The 19,591-nt window shown below is 37.2% G+C and carries 14 protein-coding genes and 1 pseudogene; 4 read left to right on the forward strand and 11 right to left on the reverse strand.

Translation table 11 applies throughout. The features are described from left to right. The first annotated feature begins 399 nt into the window (after positions 1-399). Complete coding sequence (locus ACULEU_RS05745) at positions 400-6,114, forward strand: MopE-related protein (protein ID WP_445454491.1); 5,715 nt, start codon at positions 400-402, stop codon at positions 6,112-6,114. 259 nt (positions 6,115-6,373) lie between these two features. Here the strand turns inward: ACULEU_RS05745 and ACULEU_RS05750 are convergent, their stop codons facing one another. After that, positions 6,374-8,146 carry an AMP-dependent synthetase/ligase gene (locus ACULEU_RS05750; RefSeq protein WP_445454492.1) on the reverse strand — a complete coding sequence of 591 codons (1,773 nt, stop codon included), beginning with the start codon at positions 8,144-8,146 and terminating at the stop codon, positions 6,374-6,376. Between the two features lie 119 nt (positions 8,147-8,265). Here ACULEU_RS05750 and ACULEU_RS05755 point away from each other — a divergent pair, with 119 nt between their 5' ends. Further along, entirely contained in the window at positions 8,266-10,191 is a 1,926-nt protein-coding gene (locus ACULEU_RS05755; protein ID WP_445454493.1) for an LTA synthase family protein, read from the forward strand. A gap of 160 nt (positions 10,192-10,351) precedes the next feature. On the opposite strand, the gene ACULEU_RS05760 is transcribed toward ACULEU_RS05755, so the two are convergent. The 9 genes and pseudogenes from ACULEU_RS05760 to pyrE all read right to left on the reverse strand — a co-directional run bounded on the left by ACULEU_RS05760 (position 10,352) and on the right by pyrE (position 16,927). Continuing rightward, positions 10,352-12,088, reverse strand: coding sequence for a T9SS type A sorting domain-containing protein (locus tag ACULEU_RS05760; protein WP_445454494.1), 1,737 nt, complete (start codon positions 12,086-12,088; stop codon positions 10,352-10,354). A gap of 49 nt (positions 12,089-12,137) precedes the next feature. Next, positions 12,138-12,224: pseudogene (locus ACULEU_RS05765) on the reverse strand (SRPBCC family protein); the annotation flags it as partial. Positions 12,225-12,257: 33 nt separating this feature from the next. Next, entirely contained in the window at positions 12,258-13,004 is a 747-nt protein-coding gene (locus ACULEU_RS05770; RefSeq protein WP_445454495.1) for an SDR family oxidoreductase, read from the reverse strand. Between the two features lie 5 nt (positions 13,005-13,009). Beyond that, the gene (locus tag ACULEU_RS05775; RefSeq protein WP_445454496.1) at positions 13,010-13,552 is read right to left on the reverse strand and encodes an NADPH-dependent FMN reductase; all 543 of its coding nucleotides are present in this window, start codon (positions 13,550-13,552) and stop codon (positions 13,010-13,012) included. Beyond that, positions 13,549-14,436: a pirin family protein gene (locus tag ACULEU_RS05780; RefSeq protein ID WP_445454497.1), complete on the reverse strand. Its 888-nt coding sequence runs from the start codon at positions 14,434-14,436 to the stop codon at positions 13,549-13,551. The genes ACULEU_RS05775 and ACULEU_RS05780 overlap by 4 nt, the downstream gene beginning before the upstream one ends. 72 nt (positions 14,437-14,508) lie before the next feature. Continuing rightward, positions 14,509-14,940, reverse strand: coding sequence for a nuclear transport factor 2 family protein (locus ACULEU_RS05785; protein ID WP_445454498.1), 432 nt, complete (start codon positions 14,938-14,940; stop codon positions 14,509-14,511). A 109-nt stretch (positions 14,941-15,049) separates the two neighbouring features. Further along, positions 15,050-15,628, reverse strand: a complete 579-nt coding sequence (locus ACULEU_RS05790; RefSeq protein ID WP_445454499.1) for a Crp/Fnr family transcriptional regulator — start codon at positions 15,626-15,628, stop codon at positions 15,050-15,052. A 130-nt stretch (positions 15,629-15,758) separates the two neighbouring features. Continuing rightward, the gene (locus ACULEU_RS05795; RefSeq protein WP_445454500.1) at positions 15,759-16,151 is read right to left on the reverse strand and encodes an SRPBCC family protein; all 393 of its coding nucleotides are present in this window, start codon (positions 16,149-16,151) and stop codon (positions 15,759-15,761) included. A 134-nt stretch (positions 16,152-16,285) separates the two neighbouring features. Next, entirely contained in the window at positions 16,286-16,927 is a 642-nt protein-coding gene (gene pyrE, locus ACULEU_RS05800; RefSeq protein ID WP_445454501.1) for an orotate phosphoribosyltransferase, read from the reverse strand. A 7-nt stretch (positions 16,928-16,934) separates the two neighbouring features. On the opposite strand from pyrE, the gene ACULEU_RS05805 reads away from it, so the two are divergent. Both ACULEU_RS05805 and ACULEU_RS05810 read left to right on the forward strand, forming a co-directional pair. Next, positions 16,935-17,537 carry an NUDIX hydrolase gene (locus tag ACULEU_RS05805; RefSeq protein ID WP_445454502.1) on the forward strand — a complete coding sequence of 201 codons (603 nt, stop codon included), beginning with the start codon at positions 16,935-16,937 and terminating at the stop codon, positions 17,535-17,537. 101 nt (positions 17,538-17,638) lie between these two features. Then, positions 17,639-19,003: a DEAD/DEAH box helicase gene (locus ACULEU_RS05810; RefSeq protein WP_445454503.1), complete on the forward strand. Its 1,365-nt coding sequence runs from the start codon at positions 17,639-17,641 to the stop codon at positions 19,001-19,003. On the opposite strand, the gene ACULEU_RS05815 is transcribed toward ACULEU_RS05810, so the two are convergent. Further along, a complete protein-coding gene (locus ACULEU_RS05815; RefSeq protein WP_445454504.1) occupies positions 19,000-19,530 on the reverse strand; it encodes a hypothetical protein in 531 nt (176 codons plus the stop codon). The genes ACULEU_RS05810 and ACULEU_RS05815 overlap by 4 nt on opposite strands. Positions 19,531-19,591 lie beyond the last annotated feature (61 nt).

Here is a 19,591-nt window from a genome sequence, read left to right on the forward strand (position 1 = left end):
AATTATAGACTTCTCTTATTTGTAAATAATTATTTAGGAATTTTATAAAATATTAGCATAATTTTTGCTAATTGTATTTGTTTTATAAAAAAAAGTATATTTATTACGTCTTGTTTGAGAGATTTTATGTTGATGTTGCCGAAAATAACAATAAATTAACACAACATTCATACAACAATTGATATAATAAACACGAATTCACTTAGATAAAATTAAGCGGTTTTGCGTTCGTTTCACACTACATCGATTGCGTATTGCTGATTCACAGCTTATTGGTTCTAATGTTTAGGTCTGTATAGTTTTTGTAGACTACGACAAATAGTATTTTTCAACCATAACGCTATACATTTGGAATCCTACTAAAAGTCAAACTATTAATAACAAACAAATCAAACATTTATGAAAAAAATTTTATTATTATTATTCCTAATGACTTTTTCATTAGGATATTCTCAACCAGGTGCTTCTCCCGCTGATCCACCCGCTCGTAACACATGGGATGTACTCTCCGTTTTTAGTGATTCTTATACCAATCAAACGGGTGTACAGTATCTTACTTTTGGTGGAAGTACAATTAATGCAGATTTTACTCCACCGGGAGGAACGCCTGCTAAGTATTACACCGGCCACAGTTTTTCTGGAATACAAGTTAATACAGCCGGAAGTTTAGATGTTTCACAAATGACTCATTTGCATTTTGACGTGTATTCTCCAAATTACAGTTCGATGGCCATTAAATTGGAATCCTCAACCACAACTGCCAGAGAATTAGCTGTTACAGGAAGTATCGTTCCTTCATCCACTACAAGAAATCAATGGATTAGTATTGATTTGGCTTTGAGTACTTATAATTTGGGTAACATTTTGACTAGTCTTAAGTATATAGTTCCTGTTACTTTTGGGCAAAATGCTACGTTATACATTGATAACATATATTTCTACAGAGCTGCCACTGTGCAGCCTCCAACGTTCAACTCATTTCCTGCGGTAAATAAAATTGTTACAGATCCACAATTCAATATGATTGCAACCTCTAACAGTGCCGGAGCTATTACCTATTCAAGTAGTGCTACATCTGTAGCTACAATAGACCCAAATACTGGTTTAGTTACTATTGTAGGAGCTGGAACTACTACCATTACAGCCAATCAGGCTGCAAGTACTCCTTATGGCTCTGGAAGTACAACGGCTACTTTAACAGTAACGCCTCCAGCAGCGCCAACTCCTCCAGCGAGAAATGCTTGGGATGTTGTTTCATTATATAGTGGTTCTTATACCCCTACAAGTGGCGCAACTTGGCAAGCTGGAACAGATGTTTCGATTGGTGGAAATAACGCCAGATTTTTTAATGGTTTTACTTTAGCTCGTTTAGCTTTTGCGCCAACGACTATTGCGGCAATGACTACTTTGCACATCGATGTGTATACTTTAAATCAAAATCAGCTTTGGTTCGAAATAAATGGGAATAGAAAAGTAGTATCAAGCATTCCATTGAATGGTTGGGCCAGTTTTGATATTCCATTATCAGATTACGTTGGATTAAATTTAGGAAATGTTAGTTTTTTCGATTTAAATAACCCTACGGGAGCTGCTGCTCCTGTAAAAGTTGTGTATTTAGATAACATTTATTTTTATAGAGCTGCAACCGACACACCTCCAACTATTGGAGCTTTGACAGTACCAACACCACAAGTGTTTGGCAATGCTCCCTTCACATTAACAAACCCTACATCAAATAGTGGCGGTGCATGGACGTATTCAAGTAACCCAGCTGGTGTAGTAACATTTTCTGGAAATACAGCAACTATAGTTGGTGGTGGTACAACTACCATTACTGCAACTCAAGCAGCAGTGCCTGGTTCGTTTGGTTCGGGAACAGCAACAGCAACGCTGGTAGTAAATTTTCCTGCTCCAGGTCCTTCACCAATTCCTCCAGCTAGAAATGCAATTGATGTAGTTTCTATGTATACAGGTACACCTACTACGTATGCTAATGGTACAACTGCCGTTCAAGCAGGTTGGTCAACAGGCTCAACGAATTCTAATTTTAATTTTGCTAACGGAACGAATACGTGTATCCAAGTAAACAATCTAGGTTTCTTTGGTTTGGTTACAAATGGAGCAAATTTCAGTGTAGTAGGTATGAACTTTCTTCACGTTGATATTTATGTAAATACACCAATGACCTCAATGATATTGAATCTTTTAGCTCCTGGTGATAGAAACTACTCAATAGGACCATTAGCTACAGGATGGAATTCATTTGATATTCCACTTACAACCTATCCTGGTGCGTTGAATAATATCAACGGTATTAAATTTGAACAAAGTGGAGGTACACCTAGACAAATTTATATCGATAATGTTTATTTTTTCAATGGTACTGCCAATCCAACAATCACAAATTTTTCAATTCCAACTAAATCACCTGGTGATACTACATTCACTATAACTCCACCAACATCAAATAGTGGCGGAGCTTGGACTTATTCAAGTAGCGATGATACAGTAGGACAGATTGTTAATGGCAACCAAATTCAAGTAGGTACGGGAGGTTCATGTACCATTACGGCTACACAAGCTGCTGCTGGAATTTATAATAGTGGTAGCATTACCGCTACTTTTAATGTTTTAGTAACACCTACCTTAGGTACCTTTACAGTTCCTGCTAAAGTAACGGGTGATGCACCTTTTGCTTTAACTGCTCCATCATCAGACAGTGCTGGCGCTTTTACTTATACTATATTACCAGCTGGTATTGCTACAATTAGTGGAAGCACCGTAACTATTGTGGGTCCAGGTACCGCAACAATTACGGCAACGCAAGCCGCCAATGGTTTGTTTAGTTCAGCTTCTACTAACGCTTCTTTAGTAGTTAGTTTAGGAACTCCAGCACCAACGCCACCTGCAAGAAATGCATGGGATGTGGTATCTTTATATAGTAATTCTTATACCCCAACATCTGGAGCTGTATGGCAAGCTGGTACAAACGTTGATATAGCTGGCAATGACGCAAGATTATTTAACGGATTTACCTTAGCTCGTTTAGCTTTTGCTCCAACGACAATAGCAGCGATGACTACTTTGCATATTGATGTATATACAGTAAATCAAAATCAACTTTGGTTTGAAATAAATGGAAACAGAAAAGTAGTTTCAAGTATTCCATTGAATGGTTGGGCGAGTTTTGATATTCCTTTATCAGATTACGTGGGTCTTAATTTAGGAAACGTGAGCTTTTTCGATTTAAATAATCCTACTGGAGCCGCTGCACCAGTAAAGGTGGTCTATTTAGATAATATCTATTTCTACAGAGCTCCTACAGATGCTCCTCCAACTATAGGAGCATTAAGTGTTGCAAGTCCGCAAGTGCTGGGTAATGCACCTTTTACACTAACGAATCCAACTTCAAATAGTGGAGGTGCATGGACGTACAGTGCAAGCCCTGCTGGCGTTGTAACCATTAGTGGTAATACTGTAACTATCGTTGGTGGTGGTACCACTACTATCACGGCTACTCAAGCTGCTGTTCCTGGGGTATTTGGTCCGGGTTCTGCTACAGCTACATTAGTAGTTAACTTTCCTGATCCTACTCCATCGCCGTCACTTCCAGCAAGAGACCCAGCAAGAGTTATTTCTATGTATACAGGAACTCCAGCAGTTTATACCAATGCTCCAAACTATAATTTTGGACAAGCATTTTGGTCTACAGGTGGTGGTAGAGTGTTAACGGAAGTTCCAAACGGAACCAATACTGCGCTACGTATAGATGGTCTTGGTTTTATGGGATTGATCGATATCGGTAATCCTCCACCAACAAACAGAGAAAGACGTTTGAATCTTACTGGAACTGGAATGTCACATTTAAATATTGATATTTATTTAGATGCCCCTAGACCTAATTTATTTTTAGTTCTTTTAGCTCCTGGTGATCGACTTTATAATACAGGTGCACTTGTAGCAGGTTGGAATAGGTTAAGAGTTCCTCTGACGGCATATCCTGGTGCTTTGAATGATATTTACGGTTTAAAAATTGAGCAGAATTATACTTCAGCATTCCGTATTTTTATAGATAATGTCTATTTTAGTAATGACCTTTTCACTTTCTATGCTGATTCAGATGGAGATGGATTTGGAGACTTGGCTTCATCAGTATTAGCTGAAACTGCACCTGATGGATATGTAAGTAACAGTACAGATTGTAATGATACTGACAATTCTGTTTGGACAAGTGGTAACTTTTATATTGATGCAGATGGCGATGGATATAATTTAGATTTATCTCCTGACTCATCATTAATAACGGTATGCTATGGAGCTACATTAAGCCCTTTTTATACAGCGACTACATTAGGATCAGATTGTAGTGATGACGATAGTACAGTATGGAGAAATGGAAACTTTTACAGTGATGTTGATAATGATAACTACTCATCAGATCCTGGTTTAATTATTCCAGTTTGTTATGGTGCCTCTGAACCAGATGGACTAAGTTTAGCACTTAATTTACAAGTTGATTGCGATGATAACAATGTAGCTATTAACCCAGGCGCAACGGAAGTTTGTTACAATAATATTGATGACAATTGTTCTGGTACAAGTTCAGAAGCTTGTTCACCTGTAGTGGTTAATATGCTTTCTTCATTAAACAATGCTACTTTAGTATCTTTAGCAACAGCGATTCCGGCTCTACCTTATTCTTATGGTGGTTTCACGAATATCAAATATCGTTTCTCTATTACGAATACTACGACAGGAGTAACGGCTCCGGATATTATTCAGATTTCTCGTTTTGTAACGATTCCAGCTGCTATTCATACGCATGGTGCTAGTTATACCATTACTGCTTCTGCAGTTATTAACGAGGAGATTGTTCCGTTTGCAGGAAATACCATTACGGTAAATTCTCCATCGGTTCCAGTGATTACGTTAAGTACTTCAAGCTGTGGTGCTACTTTAACTACTTTAGCTTCTAGCTTAACAGCAAATCCTGGATTGAATGCTACAGGGTATACGTTCCGTATTCGTTTGAACGATGCTAACCCATCACCAACGTATGGTTTCTCACCATCAGCGACTCGTTTCGTAGGAGCAAATACCTTTACAGGTTTCCCATTACAATACGGAGCAAGCTACAGAGTAGCAGTGCAGTACACGTTTACTGACCCTGTAAGTGGTTTACCAGTGAATTCAGGTTATGGTGCAGAGTGTGTTGTAAATACACCTTCTATTCCAGTAACAAGTATGGCTTCACCAACTTGTGGTGGAACAGTATCTGCTTTGAATGCTAATATGGCAGCTAGAGCAGCCTCTTACGCTACAGGATATAGATTCCGTATCCGTTTGTTCTCAGACAATGGCCCAACACCAACGTATTATCAAACAGCGGTATTACCAGGTCGTTTCTCATCGTTAACAGCGTTCCAAGGTATCACGATTGCTTACAGTACAGAATATGCTATTTCAGTACAGTATAGCGTCTTGAACGGAGCTACAACAGAATGGTCAGCTTTTGGACCAGATTGTAAAGTGACTACACCATTCTTCCCAACCACAAGTTTGGTTCCGTCTCAATGTGGATTGATGACAGCGACATCGTTGACACAACAATTGAACATTACACCTTACCCAGGTTTCCCTAACTACAAAGTGTTGTTAGAAGAAGTAGAAGGAGAAGATGTAATTACTTCAGAAGAAAGAGAGCTAGTGTATTCTAACTTTAAATTGAGTGATTTTGCTATCGCACAATTAGGTAAAAACTACAATGTTTCTGTGGCTATCAAATTAAACGGTGTATTCGGAGATTATTCAACAGCTTGTGACTTGTTCACTGAAGAAGCAGCTCCAAGCAAAGCGTTAGTTCAGACTCCATTTAAAGCGACGGCGTATCCAAACCCATTCGCGAACAACTTTATGCTTGATGTGAAAACAAGTAGCCAATCATCCGTAAGCGTAAAAGTGTACGATATGGTTGGAAGACTAATTGAACAAAAAGAAGTTAGCGTTTCCGATATGGAATCAACAACCATCGGAAATCAATATCCAAGTGGTGTTTACAACGTAGTTATAGCACAAGAGGATAGCTTACAAACACTTAGAGTGATTAAGCGATAATCTATAAATAGAATGCAGTAAGAAGTTATTTAAATAGACTTTTTATTTATGCTACTCCATTGCATTTCTAACTAAAGCAAAAGCGCTCGTGATATTTCACGAGCGCTTTTCATTTTTAAGACTTTCCGCAATATTAAATATTTAGAGCTTTTTTAAATAAAGTCCAAGTACACCAACCATCAAAAAAAAGGGATGTTTCAGACACAAAAAAAGCTCCTTAAAAATTAAGAAGCCTTTAAATAAAGCGTGTTATAAAATACTAACAATATATTTTTTGATAAAGGTCTTTGTATTTCTCCATTACAATTTTACGTTTGAGTTTTAGGGTAGGCGTGAGGTGTCCGCCATCAATCGACCAAACCTCTGGCGTTAGTTCAAAGCGTTTTATCTTTTCCCAATTGCCAAACTTCTCGTTGATGGTTTCTATTTCTTCGTCAATTCGTTTTACGACTTCTTTGTTTGATACAATTTCAGCATTAGAGGTTCCAATGTTGATTTGGTGTCTTTTGGCCCATTCTCTAACAAAATCAAAATTAGGCTGAATAAAAGCAGCAGGCATCTTTTCACCATCGCCAATAACCATGATTTGTTCAATGAAATTGGATTGTTTCATGGCATTTTCAATGATTTGCGGTGCTATGTATTTTCCGCCTGAAGTTTTGAACATCTCTTTCTTACGGTCGGTAATTTTAAGGAAGCCTTCGGCATCAATTTCACCAATATCTCCCGTATGAAAATAATCGTCAATAATCACTTCTTTGGTTAAGGTCTCGTCTTTATAATAGCCCATCATCACATTCGGACCTTTGCAAAGGATTTCGCCATCGGCAGCAATTTTAACTTCTACATTGCGAATCACTTTACCAACAGTTCCAACTTTGAAGCCTCTATTTCTGACATCGTTTACCGAAATAACAGGCGATGTTTCGGTCAAACCATAGCCTTCCATAACTGGCATTTCAGCAGCAGCAAATACACGAGCCAATCGAGCTTGCAGTGCAGCACTTCCTGAAACCATCACGGTAAGATTTCCGCCCAAACCTTCTTTCCATTTACTGAAAATAAGTTTTCGCGCTATTTTTAGTTGGGTCTCATACCAAAAACCATTGGCTCCGTAGGGCTCATATCGCAATCCCAAATCAATAGCCCAAAAGAAAAGTTTCTTTTTGATGCCACTTAGTTCTGTTCCTTTGGCGTAGATTTTATCATATACTTTCTCTAACAATCGAGGTACTACTGAAAAGACCGTAGGTTTCACTTCTTTGATGTTATCCGAAAGTTTTTCGATGGATTCGGCAAAGTAGATCGACACCGAATAGTACTGATAGATATATAAAATCACACGTTCAAAAATATGGCAGATAGGCAAGAAGCTCAAGGCTACACTGGTTCCTTCTTCAAATGGAATTCGCGGCGAACTGTCTAATACATTGGAAACAATGTTGTGGTGGGAAAGCATGACACCTTTTGGTTTTCCGGTAGTTCCCGATGTGTAGATTATCGTAGCTAATTCTTCCGGCTTTACATGATTTTTTCGGTCTTCTACCACATCTTGATTGCTGGTGTCTTCTCCCAAAGCCAAAAGCTCTTTCCAGTTTTTACAACCATCAATTTCGTTAAACGAATAGACATCTTTGAGATGCGTTAGATTGTTTTTGATGAGGTTTAACTTGCGCAACACTTCGGCATCTGAAACAAAACAATAGATTGCTTCAGAGTGATTTAAAATGTATTCATAATCGTCTTCTGAAATGGTAGGGTAAATAGGTACCGTCTGCGCTCCCGTTTGCAAGCATCCAATGTCCATAATGTTCCATTCGGTTCGATTATTAGAGGATATTATAGCAATCTTATCATTTTTATTTACCCCCAAGCGTAACAACGCTCTTGAAATGGCATTTGATTTATCGATGTATTCTTGAGTGGAGGTAGCAACCCATACACCATCGTATTTAGTAACAAGACAATTGGGAACATTGTTTTTTTCGAGCTGATAGTATGGAAAGTCAAAAAGTCTTGTGATTGGAGTCATTGGGCTGTTAATTTTAATGCAAATTAAATAATATTCGTTTCATTCACAATATTAATTTAAAATATAAAAAACTTACCATCGAAATATGTAGTTTTGCTGCTTCAAATTTTACTTTTTGCATGAAAAAATATCCGCGTTTTGAGGAGTATAAGGTACTGTTTTTTAGAATTTTACTGGCGTATGTTTTTTATTCTGTTGCCCGTGTTTTCTTCTTCATCTACAATAGTTCTTTAATAAAAGTTGATGGCGTAATCGATTTTCTAAAGTTATGTTACCACGGATTGGTTTTTGATACTACAACAATTCTCTATGTCAATGCCTTATTCATCCTATTCTCCATTTTTCCGTTTGTAATCAATACCCGAAAAGGCTATCAAAAAGTATTGTTTTACTTGTATTTTGCGACCAACTTCCTGGCGTATGCTGCCAACTTCATTGATTTCATTTATTACCGCTATACCTTCAGCAGAAGCACCAGAGCTTCATTGGATACTTTAGAGAACGAGGAAAACAAAGGTTTATTGCTGCTGAATTTCTTACTCAATTATTGGCATGTTTTCTTGTTGTTTTTTATAATGGCTTATGGTTGGATTTTCCTTTACAAAAAGATAAAAATAACGCATCACCATCCTAAGGTCAATATTCCTTATTTTGCTTTTTCGATTGTTAATGTACTGCTGATTACTACCCTTTGTGTGGGAGGCATCCGAGGTGATTTCAGAAAAAGTACCCGACCGATTAATATTCTTGATGCCAGTCGGTATACCAAAAACTCAGCGCAGGCCGATGTGGTTCTCAATACGCCATTTGCCATTATCAGAACCTGGAATGCTAATACGTTTAAGAAAGTAAATTTGGTTTCAAAAGCTCAGGTTGATCGTTTGTTGGTACCCATAAAACAGTATAAAAATAATCCACCCACCAAACCGAATGTGGTTATTTTTATCATCGAAAGTTTTGGGAGAGAGTATAGCGGTGCTTTTAATAAAGGAACTAAAATTCCTAATTATGAAGGATATACGCCTTTTGTAGATTCGTTAGCGCAGCATAGTTTGATTTTTAACAATGCGTATGCCAATGGCTGGAAATCCATTCATGGCGTATCTTCAGTGATTGCCGGAATTCCGTCGTTTCAGAATGCGTTTACCTCTTCGCCTTATCCTAAGCAGAAAATTGAATCTTTAGTTTCTACGCTCGAAAGTCAAGGTTACGACACTTCGTTTTTCCACGGAGCACCGAATGGTTCGATGGGATTTTTGGGCTTTGGCAATATCTTGGGTTACGATCATTATTACGGTAAAACCGAATATAATAATGATGCCGACTTTGATGGTGTTTGGGGCATTTGGGACGAACCTTTTTTCCAGTTTTTTAATAAAACGCTTTCGCAAAAGAAGCAACCCTTTATGGCGACCATGTTCTCGGTTTCATCGCATGAGCCGTATAAAGTCCCAGAAAAATATGAGGGCAAATTTCCAAAAGGTAAAGTCGATATCAATCAGTGTATTGGCTATACCGATATGGCTCTAAAACGATTCTTTGCAGCTGCTAAGAAGGAGGCGTGGTATAAAAATACCATTTTTGTATTGGTGGCTGATCATGGTAATACAATTGCATATGATGAATATAAAAAGGAGTTTAACAAACATACGGTTCCGATTTTGTTCTTTTCTCCTGATGAGAAGTATGTGGGAGTCAACTCTGATTGGGCGCAGCAAATCGACATTTTCCCGACGATAATGGATATGATTGGCTATCAAAAACCTTTCAGAAGTTGGGGTAGAAGTTTAATTAATGATACCCAGGTAGCTCCGTTTGTAATCAAGTATGGTTCTAATATGTATCAGTTTATGAGTGGTGATTATATCTGTACGTTTGACGGTAAAAAAGCAACCGGCTTTTATGATAAAAACGATAAGGGCATGGAACACAATCTGATTGCAAACCGTAATGCCGCTATGGATGTATTGGAATTACGTTGTAAAGCTTTTGTTCAGGATTATATGGAACGCGTCATTGATAAAAGGCTGACGACGGTTAAATAGAAGCAAGAAGCGAGAAGCAAGAGGCAAGAAGCAGGAAGCAAGATGCAAGAAGCAAGAAGCAAGAGAAGAGAGGTAAAACTTCTTTTATTGCCTGATTGACGACGGTTAAGTAAACAAAAAAGCCACTGAAAAGTGGCTTTTTTTGTTTTGAAGATTTACATTAGTTTATCAAAAACTTAATAGCTTTAAAATCTTGAATTTTTAGGATATAAATAGCTTTTGTTAATGACGAAACATTGATGCTGTTCGATTCCATTTTACCTTGGTAGATTTGCTTTCCGTTTAGATCAAAGATTTGATATTCTTTGTTTAACAGCATTTCAAAGTTATCAAAGACTAACTGGTCATTAAGTAAATAAAAAAAGGCAATGGTGTCGTTCTCATTGTCTATAATATTTAATACAGCACCATTTTCAGCGGCACCAATATCTACACCGGAACCTACTAATCTAGAGTTTCCGTAAACATCAGTGTCTGCGGCTGTCCAGGAGTTATTCGTGTTGGGTAAACTTAAAAGCTGATTATAACTAGCGTCAATTCCGGGACTAGAAACATTTAGCCTAAAATCTTCTGCATCTTGAGTTGTGTTTATGAACAGCGGGTTGACATCTAAATTATTTCCGTCATTAGTTCCGAAAAACGTATTCCAGGCACTGCTTCCGCCACTTCCTTGTATAATGGAATTCTTAATATGGATGTTTGAAGTAGTATAAAACTCCTTATACCAATTCGGATTTGATGGTGACGTATTTCCGTAAATGATAGTATTGTAGGTTTTCATAAACATATTATCAGGACTTACCGAGCAGTAAAATGCACCACCTTGTGTAGAGGCATTATTGCCAAAATAGGTACAGTTGATCGAGTTTACATAAGAGTTACTAACGTTATAAACTGCACCACCATACACCGCGAAGTTTTTATAAATAAGCGTATTGTACATCGTAACGATACCAAAGTTTGTATTGTAAATGGCACCTCCGGAACTACTTACTGTATTGTTGTTCATTTTGCAATTCAGGAAAACCGCATTGCAGTTATTATTGTTATAGAGAACACCACCGGATGCACCTGAATTATAGGAGAAGGTACAATTTGTAGCTTTCTGAACGGTATTGTTTAAACTTGATAAAACTCCGGATCCTCTATTCGAGGTAAAAGTGCAATTGTTTATAGTGATTAAACTGGCATCATTAGCATGAATACTGTTTCCGTAAGAAGCAAAGTTATACGTGAATTCACAGTTTTCAATTTTTGGAAAACAAGCCCCTTTATTGGTTATTCCTCCTCCAAAACTTGCGGAATTGTTATTGAATTTGGTGTTTCTAACCACCAAATTAGAAGCAATATTATTGATTCCGCCTCCATTAGCTGTGTTTACGCTATACGATCCAAGAGTGAAAGAAACGGTTCCGTTTGCATTACCACCTGTAATTCTGAAACCATCTATAAGAGCCGTGTTATCTAAGTTATAGGCAACCACAACAAAATATGCATTTTCAGTTAAACCAAAATCATTAATGCCATTGCCGTTTGTATCAGTATCATTTCCGTTAAAATCTCCGGTTAACAAAGTGATATTCGCTGTAATGTTTCTCTCGGCTAAAGTTGTTTCCGAACCATTAAATCCACCGTAAATTTTGATGTTTTTATTGATGTAAAAAGAACGCGAACGATTATCTCCGCTAATCATTTGTTGGCTAGGCGTATACGTTCCAGCCTTTACAAATAGAATATCTCCGGCATTAGCGGCATTGATAGCGTTTTGTAGTGTTGTAAATCCGTTGGCCCATGAGGAACCGGAATTATTTCCGGCGGCATCCGGATTTACATAAAGGGTCGCTGCAAAAGTGTAATTGGTTAAAAAGAATAAAATGAATACTGTAATTTTTTTCATAATGCTTTTAAAATTTAAAAGCACAAAACTACAAATAAATTTGTCAGCATTACAACTTGTGCATATTCTCCGCTAACGTCTCAATAAACTTCGAGATTGGCCCTTTAATCATCATCGCCATCATTGGATTGAAATCGCTGTTGTGCGTTTGTGCTTTTTATGTCTTGCCTTATATTCTTCCTCCGCCATTTACAATTATTTGTTGTCCGTTTATCCAAGCACCTTCTTCACTTGCTAAAAAGGCAACTACACCTGCAATGTCTTCTGGTTCTCCCATTCTTCCTAAGGTCATTGTATTGCCAATTCTTTCCATTTCCTGTTTCGATATTTCTTTTTCCATTAATGGAGTTTTCGTTGGGCCAGGGAAAACACTGTTGACGGATATTTGTCGATGTCCAAGTTCTTGTGCTAAAATTTCGGTGACTACTTTTCCTGCTGCTTTGCTTGGAGCATAAATGCCGAGACCTGCTGATGGATACACTGAGCTTGTAGAAGAAATTTGAATTATTCTACCTCCATCTTTTACTTGTTTAGCGGCTTGTTGTAATACAAAATAAGTCCCTTTGTGATTTACAGCATTGATGCGGTCAAAATCGGCTTCCATAACATCAACAATAGGAATACCCATAACTGCAATTCCTGCATTTGCAACTACAATATCGATTCTACCAAACATGTTATTTACTTCGTTAAAAAGATGCTCTATTTCTGAAACTTTACTCACATCTGCCGAAAATACTTTTGCTATACCACCATTTGCTTCTATTTCTTTGACTACTTCATCGGCTTGTGCAGAACTTCCCATATAATTTACAGCAACTGAAACACCTTCTTTTGCTAACCGAATTGCAATTGCCCGACCAATTCCAGTTGCTGCTCCTGTTATTAAGGCTACTTTTTGTGTTGTTGCTTTCATAATTTTTATTTCAGAAAATCTGCTTTTATTTTTTCAATCTTTGATTTTAGATCAGTTTCAAATTCTAAATTTACTATTCCTATTTCATCTTTGAAGTTTTCATAAAAGCTTGGTAGTGAAAAAGTGTCAATAACATTTGCTCCGTAATATGGAAGCGTAGTTTTTGCTAAATTTAAAACTGATGATCCACCTCTTGGACCTGGTGATGTTGCTATAACAAATGTGGGTTTATTGCCCCAAAACGCTTTACGGTCTTGAATTACCGAAATCCAATCAAAGATGTTTTTAAATGCAACAGTATATGCACCATTATTTTCAGCAAGTGACATAATAATAAAGTCACTTTCGTCAACTTTATTGGCAAAATCTAATGCTAATTGAGGTAAGCCATTTTTTGCTATTTTATCTACACTAAATAAAGGCATTTCATAATCATTCAAATCAAGAATTTCTATTGAATGCTCTTTAAAAAATGTTGTAATGTAAGTTGCTAATTTTTTGTTGATTGAGTTAGAACTATTGCTACCTCCAAATGCTACTATTTTCATTTTTTATAATTTTCATTTTTATTATTAATTTTTATTTCTCCGTATTTCCCAGCATAGAAATCACGGTATGCTTCTGCAATTTCTGCATGGGTGTTCATTATGAATGGACCTTCAGCAATTATAGCTTCGGTGTAAGATTCTCCACCAAAAAGCATAATGTCAATGACTTTCTCAGAAGTGTTTTTAATCTCAATATCGCCAGAATTTCTATCAAATTCTACGAAATCTCCTTTGTGAAATTCTGTGTCATTCAAAATTGCATTGTAAGTTGGTAAAAAGGCAGCTACTTCAATTTTATCTTTAAAATTTAGAGTAAAAGATTTCCCAGCTTCTAAATGAATATGATACAAAAATTGCTCTGAATAATTAGGAATTTTGGAACTTGAACTTTTATAATTTCCAACTATCACTTTTAGCCATCCGCCATTGTCTGCTAGTTGTTTTTGAAGCACTTCATTGGCTTGAATTGCTATATGTTCAGGTTTTTCAGCTTTATTTTTGGATGGCAAGTTTAACCAAAATTGAAAACCGTGTATGTATTTGCTATCCGTTTGGCTGTCGTAATTAAAATTTTCGTCGTGGATTATTCCATTACCTGCTTTCATCCATTGCATTCCACCTGAATATATTTTACCGGTATTACCAGCACTATCAAAATGCTCTACTTCGCCCTGCAAAATGTAAGTTAATGTGGCGATACCTCTATGAGGATGAGCACCCATTCCATTTTTATTGATTGTTTCCTTTATGGCTGGTGCTACATAATCCAAAAACACAAATGGGCCAACGGCATCAGCATATCGGTTTGGCAACATTCGTTGTATTTGTAGAGGGCCTAAATCTGCTCTTTGCCCTTTTGTAGAAAAACTTGTTTGCTTTTTCATTTTTATTGCTTGAAATGATGAATAATTGTAAAAGCCATTGAAGAAAATCAACGGCTTTACTTTTTTTAATTATTATTCTGCAAAATTTCCACCGCTCATTGCTTTTTGAAATGCTTGTGGATTCCAATATTCACGGTAGTTGACAATTAGATCGTTTTCAAAAGTTACAAAAGTGGCATAGCTCATTTCGTATGGATTGCCATTTCCTATAACTACACCAGATGCACTCCATTCTGCAACGGCCATATTTGGATTATCTGTGCCATAAATTTTTAACGTAGGCAAGGTCTTAACGTCAATAAAACTTGGGTAATCTTTTAAGTAGTTGTAAAGAGCTTCTTTGCCTTCAAATCTGTTTTGCATTCCTTCTGGTGCAAAAGGGAATTCAGCAACTACATTGTCTGCACATAGCTCTGACCAACCTTTCATATCTTTTGCAAGAAATTTGTCTAAACTGTTACGTAGTAATTGAGTTGCTTGTGTTTTGTTTTTTGAATTTTCCATTTTTTTTGTTTTTTAATTAATTTACAGATGCAAAGTTGCATCCTAAACGAACTAAAAAACGACCCCAAAAAGCAAATAATAACGTTGCCTTTTGTCAACAAAAAAATGGTTACTTTTTCACTCCTCTAATGCGGCTTAATGTACTTTTGGTAATGCCTATATAAGACGCAATGATATGCAATGGAAAACGTTGGATAAATTGGGGATGATTTTCGGCAAATTCTTTGTAACGTTCCTCTGCGTTGCTGTTTATTGATGAATTTAATCTTCTATGAGAGGCGATGGCGTTTCTTTCATCAAGTTTTTGAAACATTTTAACTAATGCAGGTATTTTTTCCATTAATTCAAGCATTTCTGCTCTTGAAATAATGAGTAATTCGGTATCTTCCCAAGCATCAATATTATATCTAGAAGGTGTAAGCATAATTGAACTTTCACGGTCTGTTGCCCAATAATTTTCAGTATATAAATGTAAAATATGCTCAATTCCATTTTCATCAACACTATACATTCTCATCGCACCTTTTATAACAAAGCCTGTGTATTTACAGACTTCTCCCTCTTGTAAAAAATAGTGCTTTTTCCTTAACTTTTTTAATTGAAATGAAGAAACAACTAAAAGCTCTTCTTCTTTTGTTAGTGGTTCATTGTTGTGTTTATTAATATAAGGTATGATAATTTGATGCATAAAATCTAGTTTGAAATAAGTACAAAAATAACTAAAAGATTGTCATTTATATTTATTCAATGGTGGAGAGGGTTAATAGAATCACGCACAACAAATGGATTCCCGCCTTCGCGGGAATGACAAAAGAGTTTTACAGCTTCTGCATATTCTCTGCTAAGGTTTCAATAAACTTAGAGATGGGTCCTTTAATCATCATGGCCATCATCGGATTGAAATCGCCTTCAAACTGCAATTGAACAGCACTCTGACCTTCAGAAAGGGAATCAATGTTGGCCGTAAGGGTAAACGGTAACTTATCACTCGCTGCGGCAAGATTTACTTTAGAGTAGGGCACACCTTCTTTTAATCGCAACTTGATTTCGGGCATTCCTTTTAAACCAAAATTGAAAATATCATCCCCTAACACTTCAAACTTAGCAATGTTATCCGGCATTAATTTTTCAAAGTTTTTAACATCTGATAACGATTCAAATAAGTGTTGTGCCGATTTGGCTACAGTAACTTTTGGACTTTCTAAATTCATAATGTGTTCTGTTTTTATTTGAGGTAAACACCCCTAAAGTCCCCTCAAGGGGACAATTATTTTTTTCTTGTCTCTTGCTTCTTGCTTCTTGCTTCTTGTCTCTTGCTTCTTGCTTCTTGCTTCTTGTCTCTCAATCAGACCTTCCAAGTCGACGGACTTTCACGCCATTCCTGCAAGGTTTTCAATTCTTTTTCGGTGATATAATTTTTGGCTACAGCCAGATGAAGCAAATTTTCGTAATTGCTCAGTGTTTTTAAATCGACATTCGCATTTTTAAAATTTTCAGTTGCAACATCAAATCCGTACGTAAAGATTGCAGCCATACCTTTGATGTTGGCTCCGGCTTCTTTCAAGGCTTCAACGGCCAATAAACTGCTGTTTCCGGTACTGATTAAATCTTCTACAACCACTACATTTTGTCCTTTTTGCAGAAAGCCTTCCACTTGATTTTGTCTTCCGTGTTTTTTGGGTTCCGGTCTTACGTAAACAAACGGTAAGCCCATATATTCGGCAACCAAGATCCCAATTCCGATAGCTCCTGTGGCTACACCGGCAATAACATCGGGTTTGCCAAATTCTTTTTCAATATGCTTCGAAAATTCTTCGCGGACAAAATTTCTTATCGCTGGGAATGAGAGTATTAGTCGGTTGTCGCAGTAAATGGGAGAATTCCAACCCGAAGCCCATGTAAAAGGATTTCTTGGATTCAATTTAATTGCATTTATTTGTAAAAGCAATTCGGCTGTTTTTTCGGCTGTATCTTTATTAAAAATCATAGTACAAATGTATAAAGTTTTTGTCAACGACAAGCCTCTTTTTTTAACAAACGAAATCGCCAAGGAGACCGATTTTCAGTTGTTTTTGCTGGAAAGTATTGATATTGAACAACTCATCATCAAAATGTTCCAGAACAAAATTCAGAAAGCTTCTTTGTACTATCCAGACGAAAAAGCCATTCTTAAAAAAATGAAAGAGAAAATTCCGGTTTGCAAAGCCGGAGGTGGATTGGTCTATAACAAAAAAGGCGAGGTGTTGTTCATCTTCAGAAATGGAAAATGGGATTTACCGAAAGGCGGCATCGAAAAAGGCGAAGAAATTGAAGAAACCGCTATGCGTGAGGTAGAAGAGGAGACCGGAGTCGGCAAACTGGCCATCAGTCGTAAACTCCAAAAAACCTACCATGTGTTTAAGCGCAATGGAAAATATAAATTGAAAGTAACTCATTGGTTTGAAATGCATACCGATTATGTCGGCATACCGGAACCTCAAGAAAACGAAGGCATAGAAAAAGCAGTTTGGCTTACTCCAGAAGAAATAAAAGAGGCCTTGAAAAACTCTTTTGAAAATATTAAACTGTTGTTTGAAGAAGAAAAGCTCCTTAAATAAGTACTTCTTAACAACCTAATGGTTAACTTTGAACAATTCGCTCACGTGAGTATACCTGAAGCCCACCGGGCTTCCTCCTCTTAATCTCAAATCTTTGCGCCATGATAAATCCGCACCATTCCACGAACTTGTTATTGAATTTAGGCATCGAAAGTTTAAACGACATGCAGCTTGCAGCTCAGGAAGCTATTCTGAATAATCCTAATGTTTTATTGCTGTCGCCAACGGGTTCCGGAAAAACATTAGCTTTTTTATTGCCTATTTATGAACTACTCGATGAATATGCGGCTGGAGTGCAATGTCTGATTTTAGTGCCTTCAAGAGAATTGGGACTGCAAATTGAACAAGTTTGGAAAAAAATGGGTACGGCGTATAAGGTCAATGTCTGCTACGGAGGCCATTCCATAGAAACCGAAATCAAAAATTTATCCAATCCACCCGCTGTTTTAATTGGAACTCCGGGACGTATTGCCGATCATCTTGTCCGCGGCACGTTTAAGGCGGAAAAGATTCAAACTTTAGTGTTAGATGAATTTGATAAATCACTGCAATTGGGTTTTCATGAGGAAATGTCTTTTATCATTAGTAAATTATCGAAAGTCAACAAACGCATTTTAGTTTCGGCTACGTCCGGCATTGAGATTCCAAAATATACGCGAGTAGTCAGTCCAACGGTTTTAGATTTTATTCCATCAGAAGAAGAAAAAATCAATCTTACCATGAAAATGGTCGTTTCTAAGGAAAAGGATAAGATAGGTACTTTATTCAACCTGATATGTTCCTTAAAATCGCAATCGGCCTTAATCTTCTGCAATCACAGAGATGCTGCTGAACGCATCAGCGATTCGTTGAACGAAAAAGGGATTTATGCCACCTATTACCATGGCGGTATGGATCAGGACGAAAGGGAACGTGCTTTGATTCAGTTTAGAAATGGCAGTGTAAGTTATCTGGTGACGACCGATTTGGCGGCACGAGGTTTGGATATTCCCGAAATGAAGCATGTCATTCATTACCATTTGCCTTCTAAGGAAGACGAATTCACGCATAGAAACGGAAGAACTGCCCGAATGTTGGCTAGTGGAACGGCTTATATCTTAGTCCATGACAGTGAGAAAAAACAAGACTATATCGATTATGGTATGCCTGTTTTGAAAGTGGATCATGCGACTACCTTACCCAAACCACCCGAATTCCAGACCATTTACATCAGCGGAGGCAAGAAAAGCAAGCTGAATAAAATTGACATCGTGGGTTTCTTTTCGCAAAAAGGCCAACTCGAAAAAGGCGATTTGGGACTGATTGAAGTCAAAGATTTTATTTCGTTTGCCGCGGTTAAATTTAACAAAGTGAAAGACCTGCTTACCAACATCCGCGACGAAAAGATGAAAGGGAAGAAATTTAAAATTGAAGTAGCGCGCAAGGTGGTGAAGAAGGAAGAAGATACTAAAGGGGAGAAGTATTAAGGTAATTTTTGAAGTGCGGCTTCAAGGACTAATCTCTCATTTTCTAATAACTCCTGATCTAGTTCCAACAAAGTCAGTTGCGATTTACAATCGGTATACTTTGTAATGTATGTCTTCTCTAGTGAACTTATAGTTTCCGGATCCGCTGCTTTTTTAATTTCTTCCGGTGAATTTAAAAAATGCATCAGTTCCACTGCTTTTGAGCATTTCTCCAATTTTTCCTGAACAGGCGCTATCTTTCGGGTGATTTTCATAAGCTGGTACTCATTTTCCTTTAGCCGTTTTTCTACGATTGGCTTTGTTTTGGTGTCTGCACACTCGGGCCTAGTGAGGCTTTGCAACTTTTTGGCTTTAGGCGACAGCATGTACATAAGCATTTGCGATACACGTTCGCCAATGCCATGTGGTAGCAGTCTTCCGCTTGTTTTGGAATGTGTCCATTGAATTCGTGGAATTCTTAATATCATGGCGATTTCTTCCTGCTTTAGCCCAAATTCTGATGAGCCGTTGGTTCCTTTTCTTTTCATGGCTGTTTTTTTAAATTATGCTTTTCTGAACTGTAGGTACAAAATAATCTGTACAAAATAT

The sequence above is a fragment of the Flavobacterium sp. 25HG05S-40 genome (assembly GCF_052654735.1).